This window comes from Paenibacillus sp. FSL L8-0502, assembly GCF_038593055.1.
Classification (GTDB): Bacteria; Bacillota; Bacilli; order Paenibacillales; family Paenibacillaceae; genus Paenibacillus; species Paenibacillus polymyxa_D.
The window spans coordinates 1,076,158-1,101,065 of sequence record NZ_CP151958.1; the positions used below are offsets into that span (position 1 = coordinate 1,076,158).

Annotated in this window: 21 protein-coding genes; 19 read left to right on the forward strand and 2 right to left on the reverse strand. The window is 46.5% G+C overall.

Annotated features, from left to right (window positions below; genetic code table 11):
* The first annotated feature begins 14 nt into the window (after positions 1 to 14).
* From NSQ57_RS04795 to NSQ57_RS04835, 9 genes are all read left to right on the forward strand, one after another.
* A complete protein-coding gene (locus NSQ57_RS04795) occupies positions 15 to 1,541 on the forward strand; it encodes a glycoside hydrolase family 30 beta sandwich domain-containing protein (RefSeq protein WP_342425697.1) in 1,527 nt (508 codons plus the stop codon).
* A 195-nt stretch (positions 1,542 to 1,736) separates the two neighbouring features.
* A complete protein-coding gene (locus tag NSQ57_RS04800) occupies positions 1,737 to 4,673 on the forward strand; it encodes an S-layer homology domain-containing protein (RefSeq protein WP_342425698.1) in 2,937 nt (978 codons plus the stop codon).
* On the forward strand, positions 4,670 to 8,722 hold the full coding sequence (locus NSQ57_RS04805) for an S-layer homology domain-containing protein (protein ID WP_342425699.1): 4,053 nt from the start codon (positions 4,670 to 4,672) through the stop codon (positions 8,720 to 8,722). The genes NSQ57_RS04800 and NSQ57_RS04805 overlap by 4 nt, the downstream gene beginning before the upstream one ends.
* Before the next feature lie 255 nt (positions 8,723 to 8,977).
* Positions 8,978 to 9,319, forward strand: coding sequence for an iron-sulfur cluster biosynthesis family protein (locus tag NSQ57_RS04810; RefSeq protein ID WP_029517576.1), 342 nt, complete (start codon positions 8,978 to 8,980; stop codon positions 9,317 to 9,319).
* Positions 9,320 to 9,531: 212 nt separating this feature from the next.
* The gene (locus tag NSQ57_RS04815) at positions 9,532 to 10,089 is read left to right on the forward strand and encodes a DUF1273 domain-containing protein (protein ID WP_069012927.1); all 558 of its coding nucleotides are present in this window, start codon (positions 9,532 to 9,534) and stop codon (positions 10,087 to 10,089) included.
* 226 nt (positions 10,090 to 10,315) lie between these two features.
* On the forward strand, positions 10,316 to 12,112 hold the full coding sequence (locus tag NSQ57_RS04820; protein ID WP_342426115.1) for a rhamnogalacturonan lyase: 1,797 nt from the start codon (positions 10,316 to 10,318) through the stop codon (positions 12,110 to 12,112).
* A 175-nt stretch (positions 12,113 to 12,287) separates the two neighbouring features.
* Positions 12,288 to 12,521, forward strand: coding sequence for a hypothetical protein (locus NSQ57_RS04825; RefSeq protein WP_029517573.1), 234 nt, complete (start codon positions 12,288 to 12,290; stop codon positions 12,519 to 12,521).
* A gap of 111 nt (positions 12,522 to 12,632) precedes the next feature.
* A complete protein-coding gene (locus tag NSQ57_RS04830; protein WP_342425700.1) occupies positions 12,633 to 13,502 on the forward strand; it encodes a DL-endopeptidase inhibitor IseA family protein in 870 nt (289 codons plus the stop codon).
* A gap of 90 nt (positions 13,503 to 13,592) precedes the next feature.
* Positions 13,593 to 13,838 (forward strand): HPr family phosphocarrier protein, encoded by a 246-nt coding sequence (locus NSQ57_RS04835; RefSeq protein ID WP_023987189.1) that lies wholly within the window; start codon positions 13,593 to 13,595, stop codon positions 13,836 to 13,838.
* An 89-nt stretch (positions 13,839 to 13,927) separates the two neighbouring features.
* Here NSQ57_RS04835 and NSQ57_RS04840 read toward each other — a convergent pair whose 3' ends face one another.
* On the reverse strand, positions 13,928 to 14,716 hold the full coding sequence (locus tag NSQ57_RS04840) for a formate/nitrite transporter family protein (protein WP_029517571.1): 789 nt from the start codon (positions 14,714 to 14,716) through the stop codon (positions 13,928 to 13,930).
* An 89-nt stretch (positions 14,717 to 14,805) separates the two neighbouring features.
* Complete coding sequence (locus tag NSQ57_RS04845) at positions 14,806 to 15,588, reverse strand: Cof-type HAD-IIB family hydrolase (protein WP_029517570.1); 783 nt, start codon at positions 15,586 to 15,588, stop codon at positions 14,806 to 14,808.
* Between the two features lie 199 nt (positions 15,589 to 15,787).
* Between NSQ57_RS04845 and NSQ57_RS04850 the strand changes: the two genes are divergently transcribed.
* From NSQ57_RS04850 to NSQ57_RS04895, 10 genes are all read left to right on the forward strand, one after another.
* On the forward strand, positions 15,788 to 16,819 hold the full coding sequence (locus NSQ57_RS04850) for a WXG100 family type VII secretion target (RefSeq protein WP_340931441.1): 1,032 nt from the start codon (positions 15,788 to 15,790) through the stop codon (positions 16,817 to 16,819).
* 306 nt (positions 16,820 to 17,125) lie between these two features.
* Entirely contained in the window at positions 17,126 to 17,674 is a 549-nt protein-coding gene (locus tag NSQ57_RS04855; protein WP_069012931.1) for a YcxB family protein, read from the forward strand.
* 58 nt (positions 17,675 to 17,732) lie between these two features.
* Positions 17,733 to 18,680: an ATP-grasp domain-containing protein gene (locus tag NSQ57_RS04860; RefSeq protein ID WP_342425701.1), complete on the forward strand. Its 948-nt coding sequence runs from the start codon at positions 17,733 to 17,735 to the stop codon at positions 18,678 to 18,680.
* Positions 18,681 to 18,953: 273 nt separating this feature from the next.
* Positions 18,954 to 19,400, forward strand: a complete 447-nt coding sequence (locus tag NSQ57_RS04865) for a tellurite resistance TerB family protein (RefSeq protein ID WP_013369616.1) — start codon at positions 18,954 to 18,956, stop codon at positions 19,398 to 19,400.
* Between the two features lie 28 nt (positions 19,401 to 19,428).
* A complete protein-coding gene (locus NSQ57_RS04870) occupies positions 19,429 to 20,022 on the forward strand; it encodes a TerD family protein (RefSeq protein WP_069012933.1) in 594 nt (197 codons plus the stop codon).
* Positions 20,023 to 20,069: 47 nt separating this feature from the next.
* Positions 20,070 to 20,645: a TerD family protein gene (locus tag NSQ57_RS04875; protein WP_013308970.1), complete on the forward strand. Its 576-nt coding sequence runs from the start codon at positions 20,070 to 20,072 to the stop codon at positions 20,643 to 20,645.
* Between the two features lie 31 nt (positions 20,646 to 20,676).
* Entirely contained in the window at positions 20,677 to 21,258 is a 582-nt protein-coding gene (locus NSQ57_RS04880; protein ID WP_069012934.1) for a TerD family protein, read from the forward strand.
* Between the two features lie 224 nt (positions 21,259 to 21,482).
* Positions 21,483 to 22,769 carry a TerD family protein gene (locus NSQ57_RS04885; protein WP_342425702.1) on the forward strand — a complete coding sequence of 429 codons (1,287 nt, stop codon included), beginning with the start codon at positions 21,483 to 21,485 and terminating at the stop codon, positions 22,767 to 22,769.
* A gap of 26 nt (positions 22,770 to 22,795) precedes the next feature.
* Complete coding sequence (locus tag NSQ57_RS04890) at positions 22,796 to 23,530, forward strand: TerC family protein (RefSeq protein WP_029517565.1); 735 nt, start codon at positions 22,796 to 22,798, stop codon at positions 23,528 to 23,530.
* A gap of 167 nt (positions 23,531 to 23,697) precedes the next feature.
* Positions 23,698 to 24,885, forward strand: a complete 1,188-nt coding sequence (locus NSQ57_RS04895) for an HpcH/HpaI aldolase/citrate lyase family protein (protein ID WP_341038830.1) — start codon at positions 23,698 to 23,700, stop codon at positions 24,883 to 24,885.
* The last annotated feature ends 23 nt before the right edge of the window (positions 24,886 to 24,908 follow it).

A 24,908-nucleotide genomic window follows, 5' to 3' on the forward strand; every position in this document is an offset into this window, starting at 1 on the left:
GAGGAGGATATTAGATGAAGAAACTCCAAAAGCAACGACGTACTGACATCTGGCTGCTTATAGCTGTAGTAGCCATTTTGATCTGTGCGGTCCTGGCCAGTATGGCTATACGGAATGTTCCGGGGCCAAAAGCAGAAAATAATGTCAACATGTGGCTAACAACACCCGATCCGGCGAATCGTCTAACCCAACAAGCCCCGATCCGTTGGGATAAGAATGATAAGGATAGCAGTAAAGAAAAGGCTGCGAATGCGGATACACTGACGATTGAGATTAAGCCAGATATTCGTTACCAGACGATGGAAGGGTTTGGCGCAGCGGTGTCCGGTTCGTCCGCTTACCTGATGAATCATGGCATGTCTGCCAATCAGCGTGATCAGCTGCTAAATGATTTGTTTACAGCCAGTGGCATTCAACTCAGTTATATTCGCCATACCATTGGAGCATCGGATTATTCCGTAGATGAACAGGGGCAGCCTGGCAGCTATACCTATGACGATGTGGCAACAGGCAAGGACTATGAGCTGAATCATTTCTCCATCGCTAAGGATCGGGATGTAATCGACGTGCTGAAGCAAATCTTGAGAAGAAACCAGGATTTAAAGATTATGGGGACCCCGTGGACAGCTCCACCCTGGATGAAATATGGGGAGCAGATTTATAACGGCTGGTATTTGGACTATACCGATCCGCGCATCTACCAGGCTTATGCTAACTATTTTGTTCGTTACCTACAGGCTTATGCGAACGAAGGGATTCCGATTCAGGCGATTTCCATTCAAAATGAGCCAGAATTCACGACGTCCAAGTATCCCAGCATGAGTATGGGGGCAGCAGAACAGGCGAATTTTATTAAACAATATCTGGGCCCAACCCTAAATCGAAACCATTTATCTACTCAGATTATTGCCTTTGACCATAACTGGGATACAGGGAGTGAATATGCCAAGACCGTGTTAGGAGATGAACAAGCTCGAAACTATACGCATGGAACAGCCTTTCATTGCTACAAAGGAGAACCTACGGCGATGAAAGATGTGCATCATGCTTTTCCAGATAAGCCTGTATATATGACAGAATGTAGTGGGGGAGCGTGGAGTCCGGGCTTTGGAGATGATTTGAGCTGGGATATGTCCAAGCTGATCATTGGTGCACCCCGAAACTGGTCGCAAAATGTCCTCTTTTGGAATATCGCACTTGACCCGTCCGGGGGGCCGACCAATGGGGGGTGCACCAACTGTAGAGGTGTAGTGACCATCGACCCGTTAAGCGGTGCAGTTACGAAAAATGTGGAGTACTATGCGATTGGGCACGCCAGCAAATTTGTCCGTCCAGGTGCGGTACGTATTGATTCTACACATTATAGTGGAAGTATCGAAACGGTCGCCTACTGCAATCCGGACGGTACGCTTGTCCTGATTGCCGCCAATACAGGAGAGAACACAAAGACATTTAAGGTTCGGCAGGGAAATAAGGTTTTCAAATCTACCCTTCCATCCAAGTCCGCGGCTACCTTTCAATGGAATCCTACGGCTTTCTGACACGGTCTGTACATCAACGTTTTATAGAAGTTTTAGAGCGCTTAGCCCATCTGGCTGAGCGCTCTTTTTTCATTTGCTACAAAATCCAGACTGCGAAAAAAATAAAATTTTAATATTGTTCAGAATTGGTTCAGAGGCGGATGATAAGATCTTTTCACTAATAACAAGAATGAACCGTTTACGGGGGAGAGTCTGATGAATCAAGAAACAAATAAAGAATGGCAAAAAGTGCTGATGGTGACGTTGCTGGCAGGTATGGCATGGGGGCCCCAGCTTGTTCATGCGGAAACGAAAGGGGAGACGTCTGCGGTTGTGACTAAAACCAGTACAGTCTCTTTTACAGATCAATCCACTATGTCATCCCAGGCATTACAGGCGGTGCAGGAGGCTGTGAAGCAAGGACTAATCACGGGTTATCCAGATGGTTCCTTCCGCCCAGATCAACCGTTAACGCGCAAGGAAATGGCAGCTTTGCTGGCTAATGCACTTAAGCTTGACGCTACGGAGCAAGCAGTAACTTTTAAGGATACGCAGGGGAGTTGGGCCGCTTCTTATATAGAAGCTGTGCGTGCGGCAGGTCTAATGACCGGAGATGAATCAGGTGCTTTCCGCCCGAATGCTGCGGTGAGCCGTGAGGAATTGGCAGCAATTCTGGTGAGAGCGATTGGAGGAACCCATGTTCAAGGCGGAGATGTTCAAGACATTTCTGATGGGGATCAGGTGAGTTCATGGGCCAAAAACAACGTAGAAGCAGCTCTCAAACTGGGGTTAATGGATACGCCGGATAATCGGTTTGACTCTAAAGTACAGGTGAAACGTCAAGATATCGCAGCCTTTCTGGTGAATGTGTTCCAATCGGGTGAACGGACGGGAATCCTTTCTCGTATCGACGGGGATATCGCTTATATGGATGGAAAGCCCTATTTGATCGGCCAGCAATTGAAGCAACTGTTCGGAGCGGACAATGTGCCGGCGCTTCAAGGGGCTACCCTGACCTATCAGGCATCGAACCGAAACGTAGCTGATCTGTCGGCGCTTCAAATTGTGCAAAGTGGTACGGCCCAACATCCGGTGACTTTATATAGCAAAGGGTCAGAATTTAAAGGCAAGTTAGCTATTGCAGCGGATTTTGTGCGAATTCAAGGAGCTACGTTACCTCAGGTAACCTTGATGCAGGGCGCCAAAAATGTAGAGATTCATGCAGACGTAAACGAAATGATCGTAGATACGCATGAGCCTATTCAGATCCAGGGAAGTGGTGTATGGCAGCAGCTTAAACTGAATTTTGCCGATACACAGGTACGTCTCGCCAATGGGATACAGACTGTACAGACCCGTCTTGCGGAGCGGGGAACAGAGACTCAAATTATACGTGATACCACGTTGGATGCATCTTCGGATACATCCTCAACAAGCACTAAAAAAAGTTCATCCGGTGGTGGCGGTGGCAGTTCTACAACGAATCCAACGCCAACACCAATACCAACACCTAATCATGTACCTGTCTCAGCTATAGTTCCTTCCGATCAATATGCCATTACGGGTTCCGGAGATACGCTAGTGGATTTGAAAAATGTGTTTTACGATGCCGATCAGGATGAGTTGTCGTATCATGCGGTCACTTCGGATGTATATGTAGCAGAAGCAGAAGTGGCAAATAAACAGCTTACTTTAAAACCTAAATCAGTAGGAAGCACACAGGTATTTGTTACGGCAGAGGATGGAAAAGGCGGCAAAGCGAGCGTGTTTTTCAACTATACAGTGACCAGCTCTACTTATGAGGAGGACATTAATCACAGTCCTGTCGCGAGCAACAGCCTAAATGACATTCCTTTGCTCTTAAATGAAGGTGGCAAGCAGATTAGTCTGTCTGACTTGTTTAATGACGAGGATGGCGATGCACTGACCTACACGGTGGAATCGGCTTCGCCAGAAGTGGCCACAGGAGAAGTTACAGGCGATCAGCTTATACTTACGCCGCTTCAAGCTGGCACTAGTCTAATGACGATAACAGCCCATGACGGCAAGGGAGGCACAGCCTCGCTTCAATTTGCTGCTATGGTGAATGCGCCTTTGCCTGATCCGCAGTCTGAGAATCACATACCTGTGGCTTTGCCTCATTTGCCTATCGTAGTTACTAATGTGTTGCAGGACAAGCTGATGCTGTATCCAGGTTCGTTATTTATGGACCAGGATGGCGACACCTTGACGTATACCCTCACTTCCTCCAATCCCCAAGTAGGCAGTGTGGTGGAGAATGGAGAAGATTCATTTGTAGCACTGCATAACGCTGGTATTACGATGATTGAGATTTCGGCGAATGATGGTCGTGGGGGCGTTTCTTTCACTTCATTTATGCTCCAAGTTGAAGCTCCTCAACCCGTAAATCATCGTCCGGTAGTGACCCGTGTGCCTGAACCTCAATATTTGGACCCGGGAGATGGTCAGCAAATATTGCAGCTGAATGATATGTTCTCTGATGAGGATGGCGACACGTTGACCTATACTGTGGTGTCTTCTGATCCATTGGTGGCAGGGGGGCAGGTAGAAGGGAATACACTTTTCATACAACCGTTGCGTAATGGTGTGACGTTCCTTACGATGACAGCAAATGATAATCGTGGTGAAACGACATCTTTTACAATTCCAGTGATTGTTGAGAAAAGAGATTTGTTCATTTCCGAAGTCGTGTGGCAAGGCGAACCGGATTATCTGGACCAGGCGATTGAATTGTACAATCCGACCAACAGACCGTTGGAGAAAAATAAAATCTGGATTGAGCGATCCGACCAACCAGACCCGATTATCATAAATGCCAATGACGGAGATGTCATTATGCCTGGGCAAACCTTTGTAATTGCGAATGATTTGAGTTCGTTCGGATCGGAAGATTGGTATTATACCTTCCTGCAGTTACAACATAACAATTCGGAACCCGTTACGCTTAAGCTGTACTACAACAACGTGCTCATTGATATGGCAGTTATTGGTCAAGGGCAGGCCTTGGGACGGAACAGTGGTACGGTCATTGGTAATACAGATCCATATCAAGCTGGCGAATGGAATGTTGAGGGGACGAACTCCCCTGTTAATTTAGGTGACTTTATCGGTAGGGAGAGAATGACACCATGAAAAATAAGAAGTTAACCGCTCAGCTGGCAGCTGCATTGCTGCTGCTGAGCCCCTCGCTTCCTGCCGGAGCAGAGCAAGCTACCGTGATAGATGCGGCTTCCGTAGCCAATGGGCCGACAGGGAACAATACTGCCACCTGGACGGACGTACAGCAGCTTACAACACAGCAATTGGAACAACTGCAAAAAGCCCGTGAACTCGGGATTATCCAAGGCGACCCCGCCGGAACGCTCCGACCTGGGCAGAAGCTCACACGTCAGGAGCTAGCCGCACTGCTGGTCAAAGCATTGCAGCTTCCGACGGGCAACCTGGACGGCGCTGCCTCCTTCACGGACGTGCCCGCCGATAGTTGGGGGCGCCCGGCTATAGAGGCAGCCCGTAAGGCCGGGCTGATGCAGGGCGACGCCAACGGACGCTTCCGTCCGAATGACCTGATCAGCGCCCAGGAACTGGTCGCGCTGTTGGTCAGGTCCGCTGGGACGGGGACGTCTGCGGGCACGCCCGCTAGCACAACCGACTCGCCGTCGGCACAGACGCTGCCGACGGTGTGGAAGGACGCCAGCCCGTGGGCGGCCCCGATGATTCGGGCGGCGCTGAATAACGGGCTGATGAGTGAATTTGGCGGAAATCTACACGCCAAAGACTCGGTAAGCCGCGTAGATGCGGCCAGCCTACTCGTATCTGCTTTGTTTCCACAGGAGCGTGCTTCGCAGCTCGAGGAAATGGACGGCAAGCAGATACGGATCAATGGCATCGCGTATGACGTGGCAGAGCCGCTGCGCGGCATTTTTCACGCGGATAATCAGACCGCGCTGCGCAACGCGGGCATTCGTTTCCATGCCACAGGCCGGACGGTGGACAAGGTGACTTGGTTGGAGCTTCGCAGCAGCGGGACTTCGGCTCGTGACGGCGAAGCGGAGTTCAGTGGCAACATTGTGCTGAACGGACACGGCTCCACGCTAAACGGAGATTTGGTGATCGCTGGTGATTTTACATCCGTACTGCACTTGAATGTGGAACAGCAGTTAACGGTGGATGCCCGGGTACAGCAGGATTTTTATGCACAGGATGTACAGGTGCAGGGACAGACCCATATTAATGGCGGAGATAACAATACAGTTGTATTTGATAGCTCAACGTTGACGCAAATGGATGTCACAAAGCCTGAAGTTCACGTTGTACTTAGTGGTACCGCAAGCGCGACGATCATGAACGTCCAATCCAGCGCAAGCATTGAGGTTAGCGCGAATGCTTCCTTGCCGCAGCTGAATGTTAATGAAGGGGCGAACAAAGTCAATCTTCAGGGAACGGTTCAGACCGTTCAGGTAAATGGCAGCCAGTCCGTCGAGATGACAGGTAATAGTACAATCCAACAGCTGACCGTCACAGGGACGGGGGCTTTGGAATTGAAAACGACAGGCAGTATTGAAAATATTCAAGTCAGCAACCCGGCAGCTAAGGTAAATGTGAGTGGAAATGTACAGGTTTCTGCGGTCACACTGGGTACCGGAGTAGCTTCCAACGCTGTTACGGGTCTAGCTGCGGCAAGTGTAACAGGTACGTCCTCATCTTCTGGAAGCTCATCCAGTTCAACCAGCAGCGCTAACCGTTCACCGGAAGTCGTAAATGCTTCAGTAGAGCGTGTAATTACAGAAGGCGCTGGTGAACAGTTGTACGATTTACGCCAATTCTTTACCGATCCTGATGGGGATACCTTGACCTTTTCGGCAGCTTCTCTTCAATCCGGCATCGTACGGGCGTCCGTATCGGGCAATACATTAAAGCTTACGCCAGTCAGTGTCGGAAAAGCATCCATCAGTGTATCAGCTAATGATGGACGGGGAAAAAGGGTGTCGTCTACCTTCAAAATCACCGTGAATGGCCAGCCAGTGTCTGCGGGTATACCAGATCAGGCCCTTACTGTGGGACAATCGGACTCGGTACTGCATTTGAATGATTATGTTCAGGACCCGGAAAATGCAAGCTTAACGTATCAGGTTACGGTTGATGATCCTGCTGTAGCGTCGGTGGTGCTTGCGGAGGATGAATTGCGTCTGAGTCCGCTTCGAGCGGGCAGTACGAGCGTTCATGTCACTGCCAATGACGGACAGCAAGGAGAGGATGGTAGCACAGGCCAAAAGCAGATTGATTTCAAGCTAACGGTTCAGGGCGCTCCTAACCATGCTCCACATGGACAAGCCCCTCAGCCGTTAACCGTCACATTGGGCCAGCCGGATATGACACTGGATCTTTCAACAATATTTACGGATGCAGATGGCGATCCACTGGTGTTCACAGCGATCAGTTCGGATGCTTCCATCGTACAGACTACCTTAATGAGAGCTCAGCTCTCTTTGCAGTCGCTGCAAGCGGGGAGTGTAAGTATTACCTTGACGGCAGACGACAGCAAGGGTGGAACAGATACAGTTACCTTGATTGTAACGGTTTTGCCCATACCTAACAGTAGCCCGGTAGTAACCCGTGCACCAGACGCTGTACATCTGATTTTAGGCAAGGCTGACGGAACTGTGGATCTGTCCACCATCTTTGCTGACCCGGACCATGACCCGATTCGTTATGAAATCAGTTCGTCTGATCCAGCCGTGGCAGATGCTACAGTTCAAAATGATCAGCTTGTCATTCATGGGTTGACTAGCGGCAATACCGTGATTACCATCACGGCTAAAGACGATAGAGGCGGAGAGATTAGCGCAGACCTACAGGTTCATCTATTGGAAAATGCGGTTATTACAGCGATCCCTGAGCAGTTGCTTCAATTGGGAGATGCTGCATCAGAACTGGATCTCTCACCGTTCTTATTGAACTGGGATCTAGCATCCCTGTCAGTGACAGCAGACACGTATGATCCAGGAATTGCTACGGCCCATATGAATGGTCAGAAACTACAGTTAAACCCAGTAAGTGTAGGGACCACGAGTGTAACACTCAGTGTGTATGATCAGTACGGACGTGCAGAGGGAGCGACGTTCCCGGTTACCGTCAGCATGCCTCAGCTAAATCAAGCTCCTCAAGTCGTAGCGGCTATAAACGAGCAGGTATTGACTCCCGGAGTTACACAGCAAAGAGATTATGATTTGCAACAGCTGTTCAGCGATGAGGATGGAGATGTGCTTCAGTTTACGGTCAGCTCCAGTGATCCGACATTGGTGAGTGCATCAATTAATGGCAGTATCTTAACGGTGGCTTCTGGAACAGGTAGCGGTCTTGCCGCTGTTACCATTACAGCCACGGATGGTCGGGGAGGTTCTGTGCAATACACGTTGAATACACGCAATGCCGAACTGGTTTCCGGGGGGATCACTCCGATAGGGGTTAAATACGGCTTGCCGCATAGAACCGTGGATCTGTCCAGTTATTTCCCAGGACAATCTAAATTCCTGGTATATAGAGGAACGCCATCATCGACATTCATCGGTCCTGTAGAACTCATAGGCACCTCCATTCCCCTTTCCCCCGAACCTTTACTGGTATGGGTGGTAGGAGCGGATGGAAGAGCTGTCGTATTTCAGGTCCAACAGGAACCACAGCAAGCGCCTGCTGTATATTTCTCGCAATATGTGGATGGCGGGGATGGAAGAATTGTTTTGCAATTGTATTATAACGGGAATGGAGATCCTTCCCATCGGGCAGACGGTTACTCACTGGAGTTTCATCAATGGATGAAGAAAACAAACCAAATGAAAGTTACCACTCTACCGATTAATCCGGTTTATCCTGCCATGCCCTATATAATCATCGACACTATTTTCTATGATTTCATGGATATTACGAATGCTTGGTATTTCAATGATGAGGGCGATTTCTACAACCCGAACGAATTTAACACTGTTGCATACGTTTTAAAATACCAAGGACAAGTGGTGGATGTATTAGGAAATCCAAATTCACATGAACAGTTTACTCCACAAGGAGGAACGTTCGTCCGCAAGTCAGGAATATCCTATGGATCGTCTGCCTATAATCAGCCAGATGAGTGGAATGCGTTCCCGAAAGGGACCTTTCAATTTGTCGGCATTCATACACCATAAACGGTATGTTTGTCTGCGATCGCCTGTTTTTTGAAGACAGGTCATGAATTCTTAAAAAGGTGTAACCCATCAACTATGGAGGGTTACACCTTTTTATGTACAAAGAGGTAATGATAAAAGAGATCATTTATAGCAGTGAGTGCAGTCACATAGACATATACAAAAACATGACTATAATGTACATATAGTTTAAATTTAGTCTTTTTGGGGCTGACGGTTCCACACACTTTACTCACAAAGGAGAGGATTCATCTCATGAGCATACATTTGGAATTGGATTCCTTATCCGTTGAAAGGCTAGAAATGGCCCTTTCAGGACGACCGGGAATGTTCAAGCTGTTTTATGACACCGAGGATTGTGGATGCAATGGCGTACTCGTCATTTTGGTTGTCACCGCGCCCAATGCAACTGATAAAGCAGTACAGTCTGAGCCTTATTCTTTTTGGGTAGATCAGCAGCAGGAACAGCAGTTCGATAGCAGAATGCGGCTTGAGGCAGACCCTAGTTACCCGTCGTTCAAGCTAAGTAGTGATGCCGGTATATTTAGTAGCAATGTTAGAATTCAAGATCGGCGCGCGAACTCGTCCGAGGAGTGATGTGCGGAGGTAATAGGAATTCATTAAGCACCAAAAAAGCAATTCTGATTTACACCAAGTTTCCAAAAGACGAACCTTGTTTAGCCTATATGGCAGAGGTTCGTTTTTTTTGTGTTATATTCCAATCGTTCCACCAAAAAATGAAGTGTTTAGTGGCCTGCTCTGAAGTGGTACAATAACCTTTATGATAATCGGAGAAGGACGTTGAGAAGATGAAAAACTTGCTCGTTTCGGGCTATCGTGCCCATGAGCTGAATATTTTCAGTCAGAAGCACGAAGGCATTCCATATATTAAAAAGGCGATTGCAGGCAGGCTTATTCCCCTGATTGAAGAAGGGCTGGAATGGGTGATTACCCCAGGCCAATATGGGGTGGACTTGTGGGCCTGTGAGGTCGTTACTGCACTAAAACAGCAATATCCCCACCTCAAATGCTCTATTATGATGGCTTATCAAAATATGGACGAAAAATGGAAGGAGGACAAAAAGGAATATTTTCAGCAGATTTGTGCCGAAGTTGACTATGTAGGAGTAGTCAGCCGCCAGCCTTATCAGGGGATATGGCAACTTAGGGCACGGGATGAACTTCTTTTCCGCAAAACAGACGGTTTATTGCTTGTTTACGATGAGGATGCCGGAGAGGGCAGCCCACGTTTTATGAAGGAACTTGCATTGAAAAAACAACAGGCAGAGGGCTATCAGTATATTAGCATCAGCTCGGAGGATATCCAGAGCATTGCGGATGAAGAACGATTATTCATGGACCTCTGATTTTTAAAGCAGTAGCCCGGATTTTTGAACAAAAAGGACGTATTCGTCCCTTTACATTGATGTAAGCGCTGTCATAGAATTTAAACAACAATAACTTATCAGTCACATAAAATAAATTTATTGAAAATACAAACTATGAAAGGAGCTAATGATTCAGATGAACAAAAGGTTTCGGTATACTGCGTTGCTCTGTCTCGGTGTCATGTTGTGTGGAGTGGTTACCCCGATGGATAGCCAGGTCTCTGCTGCCTCTACGAGACAAATGGAAAAGCTGAACCGGGGAGCCGTCGCTGTTAAGGTGCCTGAGGGTGTACTGGTGAGCTGGCGCTTGCTGGGCACGGAAGCGGATTCGGTCGGCTTTAATTTGTACAGAGGGACAAGCAAGGTGAATGATGCGCCGATACCATCGAGAACCAACTTTTTGGACAAGGCAGGTTCGACCTCATCTTCGTATACCGTTCGTGCCGTGGTCAATGGAGCAGAGCAGGCCGCTTCTCCTGCGGTGAAGGTATGGAACAACAACTATCTGGATGTTCCGATCCAGCAGCCCGCGGGAGGCACAACTCCGGATAATGTGAGCTACACGTACCATGCCAATGATGCCAGCGTAGGGGATCTCGATGGGGATGGCGAGTATGAGATTGTGTTAAAATGGGACCCTTCCAATGCCAAGGATAATTCGCAATCCGGTTATACGGGAAATGTATTTTTGGATGGCTACGAACTGGATGGAACGCGCAAATGGCGGATCGACCTGGGACGGAACATACGGGCTGGAGCCCACTATACGCAATTTCTCGTCTATGATTTTGACGGAGACGGCAAAGCAGAGATCGTATGTAAAACAGCAGACGGCACGGTAGATGGTACAGGTGTAAAGATTGGGGACGCTTCGGCTGATCATCGAAACACGAGTGGATATATTTTGAACGGACCCGAGTTTCTGACCGTGTTCTCAGGAAATACAGGCAAGGCTCTTAGTACCATTGACTATGTGCCACCACGCGGAACGGTATCGAGCTGGGGAGATAATTATGGTAACCGTGTAGATCGTTTTCTCGCCGGGGTTGCTTATCTGGATGGCGTGAGACCCAGCATAGTGATGGCACGTGGGTATTACACTCGCACCGTTCTGGTCGCATATGATTGGCGGAATGGTAACCTGAGCCGACGCTGGACCTTTGACAGCAACAGCTCCACCAATGCTGGAACTGCTGGACAGGGGAACCACAGTTTGAGCGTGGCAGATGTGGATGGAGATGATAAGGATGAGATTGTGTATGGCTCGCTGGTTGTAGACGATAACGGAGCGAAGCTGGTTAACACGGGGATGGGACATGGAGATGCACTTCATGTTGGCGATCTAGACCCCGACCGTTCGGGCTATGAAGTGTTCAAGGTGAACGAGGACAAAAATGCCACCTACGGAGCTGCCATGTACGATCCGCGTAATGGAAATATTTTATGGGGCGTAAATACAGGCAAGGATACCGGAAGAGGCATGTCAGCAGACATTGACCCGCGGACCAAAGGGAACGAGCAGTGGGCACCGGGTATTGGATTGCGTTCAGCCAAGGGACAGCTCATCACCAACACGCTACCGTCTTCCATTAATTTTGGCATCTGGTGGGATGGGGATCTCCTGCGTGAACTGCTGGATCATACCTCATCAAGCGCTGGAAAGATAGACAAGTGGAACTATACGAACTCGACTACTTCCAACTTGCTTACGGCAACAGGAACGAGTTCCAATAACGGAACCAAAGGAACGCCGTCCTTGCAGGCCGATCTGTTCGGTGACTGGCGTGAGGAAGTCATTTGGCGTAAAAGTGATAATTCAGCGCTGCGTATCTACACAACACCATACGAGTCAGAACATCGATTTTACACGCTTATGCATGATCCAGTGTATCGCTTGAGTGTTGCCTGGCAGAACGTAGCTTATAATCAGCCGCCGCACACCGGGTTTTATCTGGGAGAAGGGATGTCCAAGCCCCAGCAGCCGAATATATATACTCCTTGATATGTCGTTAGACAGTGGTTTGAAAGCAAATAGAATGAACAAAAACAGAGAGGGCTCCAAGCTAATTGGAGCTCTTTTTGTCATGAGAGCCCAAGAGATAACGTATGCTTTCTATAAAAACGGGAACATTAGTTCTTATTGGTGGAATATATGTATGAAAAAGGAGGCGGAATCTGTGAGTTCTTTAACGACTGAAGGCATAATTGAGCTCGTAACTAATGTTGGATTCCCTGCTGCATTAAGTCTGATTCTGTTAAAATACATCCTCGTCACTTTGAGTCGCAGATTAGAAGAGCTGGACCGATCTGTTAAGCAATTATCGCTATCTTTGGAAGAGATGGAGGCAAAGCAAGTGAAACAGTCAGAACAACCGTCCCCGGCAAATACGGACAAACTTCGTGCAGAATGAACAAAAAAAGGCAAATAGAAACAATTTAGCAACCCAATCGAGAAGCGAAATTCTTATAATAGAAATGTCTGCAGTTTATGCAGACATATGATTATGGAGGTGTATATAAGTATGAAATTAAATACGAAGCTATCAGCACTATGCATTGCGGCCACACTTATGAGCGTGGCACAGGCCGCCGCTGCCGCGCCCGCTGTGACCGCTCCAGCGGAAGCGACGCAACCGAGCGTTGCCAGTCCGGCCGCATCCGCCCCGGCTCAGGTGCCAGCACCAGCAGCGTCTGCACCGGCTACGACTCCAGCCCCGGCGCAAGCGCCGTCGGCTCCAGCAAGCTCGCCCCCGGCTGCAGCCGCAGGTTCTGCCAAAGCCGCTACACCAGTAGCTCCGTCTGCACCAGCACAGCGTCCATCTACATCGGTAGCACCCGCGGCTGCTCCGATCGTACCTTCGACTGTGAAGCCGTCTAAGCCGCAACAGCCGTCCACTGCGGCGCCAGCAGCAGCGGCTACCAACGTGAAACCGACGCAACTGGACAAGCTGAACCACGAGAGTGCGGTTCCGCTTGTGCTGGAGGCGCAGTCTCGTTATCAATATGCAATCAGTGGTGGCAGCCCGGTGGGTAAGTCGTTCCAGTTGAACGGTAAAAGCTACCGCTATCTGTCCGAGGACATCGGTACAAAGACCAAATTGATCAGCTATCTGACGCAGGCCTACACAAAGCAGGCCAGTGAGCAATTTGTCGGTAAATTTTTCGTCGAAGTTAATGGCAGATTAGCTCAGTTGAACGCAGATGGTGGCAATTTGTTAGAGTTCAACCGGGCTACGGCGAAAATGGTAACCATGACTCCGGTGAAGCGCAGCTACCTGCTGACCGTGCCTTATCCGGCAGAAACCAAGCAGGCGAATGAGAAAATCACCGTGAATTTTGAAAAGGTCGGCAGCTACTGGAAAATCAGCTCTGCGCCGCATGTCATTTTCTAAATTAAGATTTTGCAACAGGCTTCATATGGGGTAAAGTGATGTTAAGGCTTGTTTCGTAAGCCTCAATTCAATGCAGGGGAGTGCTGTGCAATGATGACACCCATCAAGGTAAAAGACGTTAAGGATATTGAAAAAATCAATCAAATCGTATCCAATTATACGTATGACATCTGGATTCATGGCAAAAGCGGCATGGCAGATGCCAAATCCATTTTAGGCATGTACGTGTTGAAGCTGGATGAGCCGCTAACTCTGGTTGTACCTGACAATGTTAATCCCAAGAAGCTGTTCAAGGAGTTGGAGGAGTTTATCCATTTTCCTGCTCAAGAAGGATAAAAGGCAAGCAGGCACTTGTAAACACTGGATGATCTATTACTAAAATAACGCAAAGAAGCCGTGGAACCTAAGTCCCACGGCTTCTTTTTTTAGTGTTCTTTCTCGTCCAAAAACGGGAGATTCACCGAATAGTACATAACCCCCATAAGCAGCACGCCGCCAACCAGATTTCCGAGCGTAACCGGAACGAGATTATGGATCACGCCAGCGACAGAAACTGTACCCGGATGGTCCAGCACGAGCGCAATGGCGAAAGTACACATATTAGCCACACTATGCTCATATCCCGAAATGAAAAAGCAGAACACAAACAGCATCATGGCAAACATCTTTGCACCATTTTCCTTCATAAACATGGGAACAAAAAAGGCAAGACAGACCAGCCAATTACACAAAATGGCTCGGAAGAATAGCTGCATTGCAGGCGCTTCCATTTTATGCTCAACCACGCTCAGTAGAAAGCTGTTCACGCTGGAGGAGTCAAACAGACCGGTCAAGTAAATAAGGAGTGCAAATACCCCCGCACCCAGCAAATTACCGCCATAGCTGGCAGCCCATAATCGAAGCACCTGTCCCCAGCGTAGCTTTTTACGGAGCGCAGCATAAGTGTAATAGAAGGTGTTACCTGTAAACAAATCCCCGCCGCCGTAAGCGATCAGAATGATAGCCGCTCCGAATGTGAGCGCCGCCATGGGATAAGTGAATGGAGAATGCTCCATGTAAAAAAAGTTGCCCGTCTTGAAGGCTACAATAACGCCGAACCCGATGAACATACTCGCCAGCATGGAACGTGCCAAATACCGGAGTAGGCTCTGCTTGTAAATTTTGTACTTCTTCATGGCTAGCTGTTCGACATTGCGTAAGCCTTCCGTCTCCATATTTAAGGACAACCTCCTATTTTCTCATATGTAAGTCTTTAAACAGACTTTATTTTTCCCGAAACATGTCCAGTCTATCAGCAATTCTGTTAGCTTAACAAACCAAGCTTTTGCAGTCCGTACAAAATACCGTCTTCATCTGCGCGTTTTGTGACCATTTTAGCTGCGGCTTTGGCTTCATCACAGCCGTTGCCCATCGCGACGCTGTTATGTATAGCTGTCAGCATCTCCACATCATTTAAGCCATCGCCAAAGGCGTATTGATTTTCAGCGGCAATGCCCAGTCTGGACGTAATTTCGCGAATACCCTTCGCTTTGGAGCCAGCATGAGGAACAACGTCCACAGAACTCGGATGCCAGCGCACAAAGTCAAACGCCTTGAATACCGTTTCATAGAAAGGCTCTTCTTCTGCTGTACACATCAACAGCGTCTGATAAATATCTCTTCCTTGGAAATAGAGCGGATCGTATCCAACTGAAATCTTGGCCTTAAGCGTTTGGACCGATTTCTCTACAAGCTCATCGTTAGGAATATTGGCCTTCATGTCCATATGATCCATATATACAAGGGCATGATTATGTGTGAGGGCCAGATCGGTCATCGTTTGCAAGGCTTCTCTGTTCAACGGATTGGTAGCGACCACTTCCCCGCGGAGCACGACATATTGCCCATTAAAGCTGACGTAGGAGTCAATTTCCAACTGCTCGCGGATATCTTTGAACATAAAAGGTGCACGGCCTGTTGCAATGGCCACCTCATGTCCCAGCTCTTTCAAAGCAAAGACGGCCTTTTCTGCCGTTAACGGCATTTTCTTGTCATCGTCCAGCAATGTACCGTCAATATCGAAAAAGATAATTTTTTTGTCTGACATGTCCTTACACCTGACTTTCAATAATGTATTTGTCGAAATGAACTCATATGGATTCATTATATCAAAGGAACTGCTTCTGAATACACAAATACGTATAAATCCTCATGAATGTCCGACCTCTATAGCTTACAATATGAAATAAGGCTTACTGTAAAATATAATTTCTATCTCCTATTTTCATAGATGGGATGTGATCACCATGACAAAAATCCAAGTCACACCGGAGCAGCTGGACAGCGTGGCCTCCCAATTTGCCAATGCCCACGGCACACTGTATAACCAGTTAAATGGCCTGGATAGCACAATGAACCACCTTCACAGCCAGTGGGATGGTATGGAGAGGAATCGTTTTTATAATGACTATCGAACGGCTAAATATACACTATCTTCTATATTAAATAAGGTTCAATCCATTGAAATTGAGCTGAAAAGCATCGCTTCGAAATTTAGAAATGCGGATGGTGAAAGCACACGTGGCTTCTGGACAGCCCTAGCAGCGGCAATGAGCGCTAGCGCAGCGCTGGCAGGCAGTGGAGAGGCTGGAGATCATGGTGGTGAAATTGCGAAGCACCCCAAAAACATAGACGAATGGGAGCAGGCAGACGCGGTTAAATATCATCAATATGAGGAACTACTGAAAAACGCCGAGGCCATCGGCGACAAGCAGGTTATGCAGAAAATTCACGACCAGATGAATGTCCTGCAGCTGCAATATGAGGACTCCGTTACCCGTACAGATTACAATACAGGAGAGACCTCCAAGATCACATCCGATTCCCTTGTCGCCGTCACTGAACTGACAGGTAAAGACGGAAGCAAAACGGATATATCTATAGATAAAAAAGGGAATGTTGTGAGTTATGAGCAAAATACGGATAAATACGATTACTGGGTCCAAAAGCATACCCAATCAGCCGGAGAGCATGCTCTAGGTAAAACGGCCCAGACCGTCACCGGATATGGAATAGGTCTTATTTTGTCGCGCGGGGCTGGTGTTAGTGGGGGAAGTTCGGGCATCGGTACTGGCGCAGCCTCCGGCTGGGGGGAACACGTCGTCGGCATTGGTGGCGGCATGCTCAGTGACAAAGTACTTTTCTCTGTACCCGATGAGGGCGAAACCCGTACCATGATCTACCGAACGAATAAAGAAACCGGACATATTGAGAACATGATCATCGTCACCAAAGGTGAGAATGAAATGGAGTATCGCTATTGGGAGGATTATAACTAGATCTTGAGCAGTGAACGATAATAACGTGTTTAGGAGTACCCATAAAATCTACAGTCTTTTTTTCTAGAACAGGTGAGCGGCAGGTGGAAACTGTAAACTCACTAGCTGGAGAGGTCTGTGGATTTTTTTGTTTACCATTTTTTTCTGAATTCCGATATATTAAATAGATAGAATACATATCCAAGGTGATTTAATTGAATATTCGAAAAAGATTAAAGTACTAGTTTTAGAGGGAGAAAAAGTAAATGAAAAAAACATCCATTAGTAGTCGTGTTGTTTTGAGAGGGTAGGGAGAGGAGTTACGATATGCAACAATCAGAGACATTACTGTACACGTACAGGCTAACATTGAAAGATATCATGTTATTTAATTTTTGTTTGAAGTATCAGAAGTCTACTGGGCTTAAGTTGATGGCATCAATCCAGTTTCTGTTGGTCATTATGGCTACATACAAGCTTATAGTAGATAATGAAGTAGATCCTAATACGATAGCGATGTTCTTCTTTCCATTCTTAGTTTTTGTAATTATTCCTTTCTTTACTATTAAAGAAGTGAAAGCTAACTACCTAAATCACCCACAATGGCCTATTGAAAAAGATTATGAGTTTTCAAAGGAGGGTCTTCATTTTACGTACTCTGCGGGTTACAACTGGGATGAAGTAAAGGGGGTCATTAATACGCTGACTGCCTTTTATATATTGCTGCCTAATCATAAATTTATATTGGTCCCCAAGCGGATTTTTTCTAGTAGACTGGAGCGCCGACAATTCAAAGAACTGTTGATAACCCAGATCGGATCAGAGAGATGGGATTATAAATTTATAGACAAAATGAGCAAATTAAATAGAAAATAATTATATTTATGGTAAATAAAATTAAAGGCTAATACATTTGTTAAAAGGAGGAACTCATATGTATCTTCTATTTTGTAGCGATCCTCTAAATTCTAAAAGTGTAGATATGGATTACCGTGAAGAGTGCGAGGTTGCACAGAGTCTTGGTTTTGATATAGGGTTGGTCAATTTCGATAATCTGATCGAGGATGAACAAGAAGGATCAGGGTCTAACCCATATATTGTTTCTAAGAATATGCGGGAGTATGTTGCTAATCAGGGAAGCGAGTACGTGAACGCGCTATACCGTGGATGGATGTTAAGGCCCAAAGTATATGGTGCTTGGACTGCGAACTTGGAGGCAAAGCGAATCAGGATGCTAACAAGTGCTGAAAGTTATAGGAACTGTCACTATTTTCCCGATTCATACTCGTTAATTCAAAATTTTACGCCTCGGAGTGTATGGCTGGAGCGGGACCAATTGGATGCGGAGTATATTCGAGAGGCGGTCATGCCTTTTGGAACGACAGCAATAATGGTCAAGGACTTCGTTAAATCACGGAAACATGATTGGCTGGACGCCTGTTATATCCCGGATGCGTCAGATCAGGTGCATGTGGAACGTGTGATTCGTCGTTTTGTTGAACTTCAGGGAAAGGAATTGAATGGAGGAATTGTGTTAAGGGAGTTCGTACCTTTAGAATTTCTTACCCTTCACCCCAAAAGTGGCATGCCCTTGTCTAAAGAATATCGTCTATTCTTCATGTTCGGAGAGCCTGTTTTTACAGTTAATTACTGGGATGAGGCTGCATATGAGACCGTTCCTACAGATCTGGATGAATTTATTCAGATTGCACGTCAAATCCAAAGTCCATTTTTCACAATGGATATTGCTCGTACACAAGCAGGACAATGGATTATTATAGAATTGGGAGATGGGCAAGTTTCGGGACTGCCTGAGCACACGGATCTTGAAGCGTTCTATACAAATTTAAAAAAAGCGGTGGTGAACTGTGGATTATGGTAAAAGGCACAGTGCTTCTGTTGAATTGGAAGGCTGTGCCTTTCTATCAATTTTGACATTTCACAGACTTGCAATTGGGGTAGCAAATGATGGATGATAGAAGAGGGCCTTTTATGTAGAAAATAGGGCTAAAGATAGAGAGGATACTAATAATAAATAGATCGGATTTACCGTATTTTTGTATATTATTGTAGAAAAAGATCGTAATTCAGGTTATAGTAAAGGAAGAAATTAACTAGGATACCTTTACCCAAATACGTAATTGTGGAGGGAAACATGAGTACATTTAAAAATTGGTTGAATACAACTAAAAAAGGACTTGGAGACCAAGTTAAGAAGTTTAAGAATAAAGATTTTATGGAAGCTGTTGTTGCAGGCTGTGCATTAGTAGCATTTGCTGACGGTACGATTAGTCCGGAAGAGAAAACAAAAATGGCCGGATACATAAATATCAGTGAAGAATTGAAAGTGTTTGATATGGGTGAGGTCATCAACCGTTTCAATCACTATGTAGCGAACTTTGAGTTTTCACCTGAAATCGGTAAACAGGAAGCACTGAAGGCGATTGGTAAATTGAAGGGTAAGCCAGAAGTAGGCCGACTTGTCGTTGGCGTATGTAGCGCTATTGGCGCAGCTGATGGTGACTTTGATGCCAATGAGCAGCGAATTGTGGCTGAGATTTGCGGCGCGCTTGGTTTGAATCCGTCTGAATTTAGTCTGTAAATTTTACGGAAGGGAGGTGTGTTAATCAGTGGCTGTAATTAATCTGGTCAAGGGCCAGAAAATTGATTTGACCAAGGGAAATACAGGACTAACCAAGGTTATAGCTGGATTGGGATGGGACCCTGTACAGTCCAAAGGATTTTTTGGCTTCAAGAAGCAACCCAATATTGATTGTGACGCTTCTGCCATTTTGCTGGATGCCAACGGAAAACTGACTCAGTCAGATAACGTAGTGTGTTTCCACAATAAAAAAAGTCCATGTGGCTCTGTCGTGCATTCCGGTGATAACCTGACCGGACAAGGTGACGGCGATGATGAACAAATTGAAATTGACCTGGCACGTATTCCTGCCAATGTCGACAAAGTGCTTGTTGTTGTGAATATATATGATTGCGTTAACCGGAAACAGGACTTCGGCATGATCGAGAAAGCGTATATCCGCATTCTGGACGGTGCTAATTCCAAGGAACTGGTGACGTTTAATTTATCTGATAATTATGAAGGGCTGACCGCACTGGTCTGTGGAGAACTCTATCGTCATAACAACGAATGGAAGTTTGCTGCAATCGGTGAAGGAACCCATGCCGTACATATTGATGTGCTGGCTCAGCGTTATATGTAATTTTAGGTTGCTCATACAAAACTTAATGTGAAAAGGGGTTCTTACTCATGGCAATTAACTTATCCAAAGGTCAAAAAATCGATTTGACGAAAACAAATCCAGGTTTGTCCAAAATCACAGTGGGTCTCGGTTGGGACACAAATAAATACGATGGCGGTAAAGATTTTGATCTGGACGTATCCGTATTTTTGGCTAATGCGGAAGGTAAAGTAGAATCCGATAAGAACTTTGTCTTTTTTAATAACCCACAAAATGAGAACGGCTCTGTCGTTCATACAGGGGATAACCGCACAGGTGATGGCGACGGAGATGACGAGCAAATTAAAATTGATCTGGGTAGCGTGCCAGCTAACGTTGAAAAGATCGCTTTTACGATTACAATCTATGAAGCACAAGAACGCAGCCAAAACTTTGGACAAGTGTCCCGTGCTTACGCTCGTATCGTAAACGAAGCAAACAATGAAGAATTGGTCCGCTTTGATCTGGGAGAAGATTTCTCAATCGAAACAGGCGTTGTTGTAGGCGAACTGTATCGTCATAGCGGTGAATGGAAGTTCAATGCCATTGGTAGCGGCTATCAAGATGGTCTTGCAGGATTGACGCGCGATTACGGTTTGGCATAAAAAATCTATACAAAGAAAGCAGGTATGCGGAATGACCATTAGCCTTTCCAAAGGACAACGTATTGATCTGACCAAAACGAATCCTGGCTTGACTCGTGTCGTTGTAGGTCTTGGATGGGATACGAATAAATACAGTGGTGGCGCGGACTTTGACCTGGATGCTTCAGCTTTCCTACTTTATGAAGACGGCAAAGCCAAAGCTGCGGATGATTTTGTATTTTACAACAACCCGACAGGTGGAGCAGGATCGATTACCCATACAGGCGATAACCGTACAGGTGAGGGCGATGGGGATGACGAGCAAATCATCGTTGATTTCTCGAAGATTCCTGCGAACATCCACCGTATCGGGATCACGGTTACCATTTATGATTACGAGGCACGCGCGCAAAACTTTGGTCAAGTGTCCAATGCTTTTGTGCGTGTGGTAGATGCAGCAACGGATCGTGAAGTGCTGCGCTACGATTTGGGAGAAGATTTTTCCACCGAAACGGCCGTCGTATTCTGTGAATTTTACCGTCAGAATGCAGACTGGAAATTCCAGGCTATCGGTAGTGGCTTTGCTGGTGGATTGGGTGCGCTTGCTAAAAACTATGGCTTGGACGCTCAATAATATCCACTTGGGGTGGTGTCCATAGGGCGCTACCCTTTCTTTTTAAGCTATTACATTGAGCATTTTGCATAAATCCCAAGAGCATTTTCAAATCAGCAATATATAGATCGAAACGCTTTAGTTTGTCTATATATTGTTCTTATGTGCGTTGGGAATCGAATGATCCAAAATGCTACATTAGCGTACGCTGACACATGACAAACCGACAGAAAGGTGACACAATCATGGCTGTTATCGTAGTAAAGGGACAGAAGGCGGATTTGACGAAAACAAATCCGGGCCTGACCCATGTCAACGTAGGGATTGGCTGGGAGTCCCCAGCGTCTCTGGAGCTGGATACTTCGGCATTTTTGCTAGGTCCTGGAGGAAAAGTATCGGGTGATGAGGATTTAATTTTTTATAACAATCCGACCACGCCCTTTATCACCTATTCAGACGGACAACAGTCCGGTGACAAAAAGCAATTTGCCCTTGATCTGACGCAAATTCCTGCAAACATCGAGAAGATTGCGTTTACGCTGACGATTTATGATGCGGATCAGAAACGGCAAAATTTTGGACAGGTTCAAGGTGGGTTCATTCGTTTTGCTCATCCGGTTAGCGGAGAGGTTTTGCGGTTTAATTTGGACAGTGGATTTACAGTGGAAACGGCGATTGTCATTGGTGAACTGTATCGTCATAACGGGGAATGGAAATTCAACGCGATTGGCGCAGGTTTTTCCGGTGGATTGGATGCGTTGTGCGTTAATTTTGGGATTGAAGTGGAAAATAATCCGGCTCCTCCCACGCCAGTGCCTACACCTCCGTCTCCAGCGCCTCGACCAGCACCAGCGCCTCGACCAGCACCAACGCCGCCACCAGTACCACCTGCTCCGAAGCCAGAGCCATCTGCAACACCGGTGAATCTGAATCTGCGGAAAATTGAGCTGAAGAAGAAGGGCGACACCATTAATCTGAAAAAGGGCTCAGGCGGATTGGGTGAAATCCTGATCAATCTGAACTGGAATCAGGTGCAGCAAAGCAAGGGATTTTTTAATCGCGGCTCCAAGGGTGTCGATCTGGATCTGGGCTGCTTATATGAGATGAAGAATGGAGATAAAGGCGTTGTACAGGCGCTCGGGGAAGTTTTCGGTTCTCTAAATCGCTTTCCGTACATTGCTCTGGATGGCGACGACCGAACAGGCTCTGTGAAAACAGGGGAAAATCTTCGCATCAACGGTGCTAAAGTTTCTGAAATTAAGCGAATTTTGGTGTTTACCTTCATCTATGAAGGAGTCACGAACTGGTCACAAGCGGACGGGGTAGTCACGCTGTACCAGAAGGATGGGCCGGACATTATCGTTCACATGAATGAACATGACAATCGCAAAGGGATGTGTGCAATTGCCATGATCCAAAATGTAAACGATGAAACGTTTAGCATTGAAAGACTCGTGCAGTTCTATGGCGGTCATCGTGAGTTGGATCGGGCCTATAACTGGGGCATGCGCTGGTCGCAGGGTAGCAAATAAATTGAATTATCGGAGGCACTCTTTTCATGTTGAATGATTTGTTTAAAAATATCAGCGAAAACTACGGCCATTTCTTTTCATGGAGTGATGTTGTAGGTACGCTTACTGATCCAGTGAGTTGGGGGATTATAGGAACTCTCATTTTGCTGGAAGGACTTTTATCGGCGGATAACGCCTTGGTTCTCGCAGTTATGGTTAAACACTTACCTAAGGAACAACAGAAGAGAGCCTTATTTTACGGGATTTTGGGTGCGTATATATTCAGGTTCCTGGCTATCGGCTTGGGTACATTCCTGATTAAGTTCACCCTGATTAAGGTACTGGGTGCAGCTTATCTGCTCTATATCGCTTATAAGGGCTTATTCAAGTCCGAAGGTGATGGAGAAGTGAAAAACAAACCTACTTCTTTTTGGAAAACGGTATTAATGGTCGAACTGATGGATATTGCCTTCAGTATTGACAGCGTCATTGCAGCTTTCGGTGTGAGCGAGAAAGTATGGGTTCTGTTCCTGGGTGGTATTCTCGGCGTTCTGATGATGCGTGGCGTTGCTCAAGTGTTCCTCAAGCTCATTGATAAATTTCCGGAACTGGAACAGACAGCCTTTATTATGATCGCCATTATCGGGGGTAAAATGCTGGCTGCTGCTTTTGGCTTTCATATGTCGCAGATTTTATTCTTCGGCATTTTGATTGCTGTCTTTGTAGGCACAATGGTTATCAGCTCGGCGAAAAGAAAGAAAAAGGCCGACAAAGAGGCTTAATGTACAAAGTATAGCGAAATCCCTCCTGAAACTAAGGGGGGATTTCTTTTATACCCGGAGCACAGGGCTTCAGTCAGGCAAGAAAGAGCAAGAGGAGGGGAAGAGCCCTGAAATATTTTAATGATTTAACCTCTGAGGAAGTAGAAGCGATCTTTTATACTCCACCGTTGGAGTTTCATAACCGTTCTCCCAAAAGTATATTGGCTTATGCGATAGGAGCGGCTTTGTACATGCCAGCGACCCGCTCGGAAGTAGCGGAAGAGATCAAAAATGGAAAACATGAAGGGCTAACAACGGTCATTTTAGATTTGGAGGATGCGATAGGGGATCAGCAGGTTGGGCAGGCGGAACAATCGCTGGCACAGCAGCTGCTTCAACTATTGTCCTATGTACGGACGGGGATGATGAGTGAACAGCAATTACCTTTGTTATTTGTGCGTGTGCGCTCTGTGGAGCAGTTGGAACGACTACTGAACGGTTTGGGTGAATCTTTGTCGCTGCTCACGGGCTTTGTCTTACCCAAGTTCTCTTCTGATAATGGACGAGCGTATTTTGCACTCATTGCAGAATATAACCGGAGTATGCATACAGGGGCAGGAAACGAAAACAACATGCCTGTGCTGTACGGGCTACCGATTCTTGAAAGCTCCAAAATCATTTATCGGGAAACCCGCTGGAAAGAGCTATTGTCGATTAAAGAAATCTTAGACGAGTACCAGGAATATGTGTTGAATGTACGCATTGGAGCAACCGATTTTTCCAGTCTGTATGGCTTGAGACGCAGCCCGGATATTACGATTTATGAAATTGCCGTCATTCGGGATTGCATCGCAGATATTATTAACTTGTTTGGACGCGTGGGCTCAAATTACGTCATTTCCGGTCCTGTATGGGAATATTTCTCTCACCGAGAACGTGTCTTTAAACCTCAATTAAGAGTATCTCCTTTCGAAGATGCACTTGGGAAGCCGGGTCGACACTTGCGGATGGACTTCATCTCAGATGCCGTAGACGGACTGATCCGAGAAGTCATGATGGACAAAGAGAATGGGATTATCGGCAAAACGATTATTCATCCCTCCCATATTAAGCCGGTACAGGCCATGTATGCGGTGACACATGAAGAGTATATGGATGCACTTGAAATTGTTGAGCGTAACGACGGTAGTCTGGGTGTATTCAAAAGTACCTATGCCAACAAAATGAATGAAATTAAGCCGCATTTGAATTGGGCTCATCGAATTATCAATAGATCAAAAGTATACGGGGTGTTACATGAACAACAACATTTTGTCAGTCTCTTACCCAACCACGAAAACACATCTGCTGCCAATCCTGGAGCAGTTCAGCGTTAAAATTACGGAGACTCATAATCCAT

Excerpts from the sequence above, each read along its gene's own strand:
- NSQ57_RS04845 (WP_029517570.1), bottom strand. The coding sequence starts at position 15,588 with ATGTCAGACAAAAAAATTATCTTTTTCGATATTGACGGTACATTGCTG.
- NSQ57_RS04885 (WP_342425702.1), top strand. The coding sequence starts at position 21,483 with ATGGCTGTTATCGTAGTAAAGGGACAGAAGGCGGATTTGACGAAAACA.
- NSQ57_RS04850 (WP_340931441.1), top strand. The coding sequence starts at position 15,788 with ATGACAAAAATCCAAGTCACACCGGAGCAGCTGGACAGCGTGGCCTCC.
- NSQ57_RS04800 (WP_342425698.1), top strand. The coding sequence starts at position 1,737 with ATGAATCAAGAAACAAATAAAGAATGGCAAAAAGTGCTGATGGTGACG.
- NSQ57_RS04830 (WP_342425700.1), top strand. The coding sequence starts at position 12,633 with ATGAAATTAAATACGAAGCTATCAGCACTATGCATTGCGGCCACACTT.
- NSQ57_RS04865 (WP_013369616.1), top strand. The coding sequence starts at position 18,954 with ATGAGTACATTTAAAAATTGGTTGAATACAACTAAAAAAGGACTTGGA.
- NSQ57_RS04795 (WP_342425697.1), top strand. The coding sequence starts at position 15 with ATGAAGAAACTCCAAAAGCAACGACGTACTGACATCTGGCTGCTTATA.
- NSQ57_RS04805 (WP_342425699.1), top strand. The coding sequence starts at position 4,670 with ATGAAAAATAAGAAGTTAACCGCTCAGCTGGCAGCTGCATTGCTGCTG.
- NSQ57_RS04855 (WP_069012931.1), top strand. The coding sequence starts at position 17,126 with ATGCAACAATCAGAGACATTACTGTACACGTACAGGCTAACATTGAAA.
- NSQ57_RS04880 (WP_069012934.1), top strand. The coding sequence starts at position 20,677 with ATGACCATTAGCCTTTCCAAAGGACAACGTATTGATCTGACCAAAACG.
- NSQ57_RS04875 (WP_013308970.1), top strand. The coding sequence starts at position 20,070 with ATGGCAATTAACTTATCCAAAGGTCAAAAAATCGATTTGACGAAAACA.
- NSQ57_RS04835 (WP_023987189.1), top strand. The coding sequence starts at position 13,593 with ATGATGACACCCATCAAGGTAAAAGACGTTAAGGATATTGAAAAAATC.
- NSQ57_RS04815 (WP_069012927.1), top strand. The coding sequence starts at position 9,532 with ATGAAAAACTTGCTCGTTTCGGGCTATCGTGCCCATGAGCTGAATATT.
- NSQ57_RS04810 (WP_029517576.1), top strand. The coding sequence starts at position 8,978 with ATGAGCATACATTTGGAATTGGATTCCTTATCCGTTGAAAGGCTAGAA.
- NSQ57_RS04840 (WP_029517571.1), bottom strand. The coding sequence starts at position 14,716 with ATGGAGACGGAAGGCTTACGCAATGTCGAACAGCTAGCCATGAAGAAG.
- NSQ57_RS04820 (WP_342426115.1), top strand. The coding sequence starts at position 10,316 with ATGGATAGCCAGGTCTCTGCTGCCTCTACGAGACAAATGGAAAAGCTG.
- NSQ57_RS04860 (WP_342425701.1), top strand. The coding sequence starts at position 17,733 with ATGTATCTTCTATTTTGTAGCGATCCTCTAAATTCTAAAAGTGTAGAT.
- NSQ57_RS04890 (WP_029517565.1), top strand. The coding sequence starts at position 22,796 with ATGTTGAATGATTTGTTTAAAAATATCAGCGAAAACTACGGCCATTTC.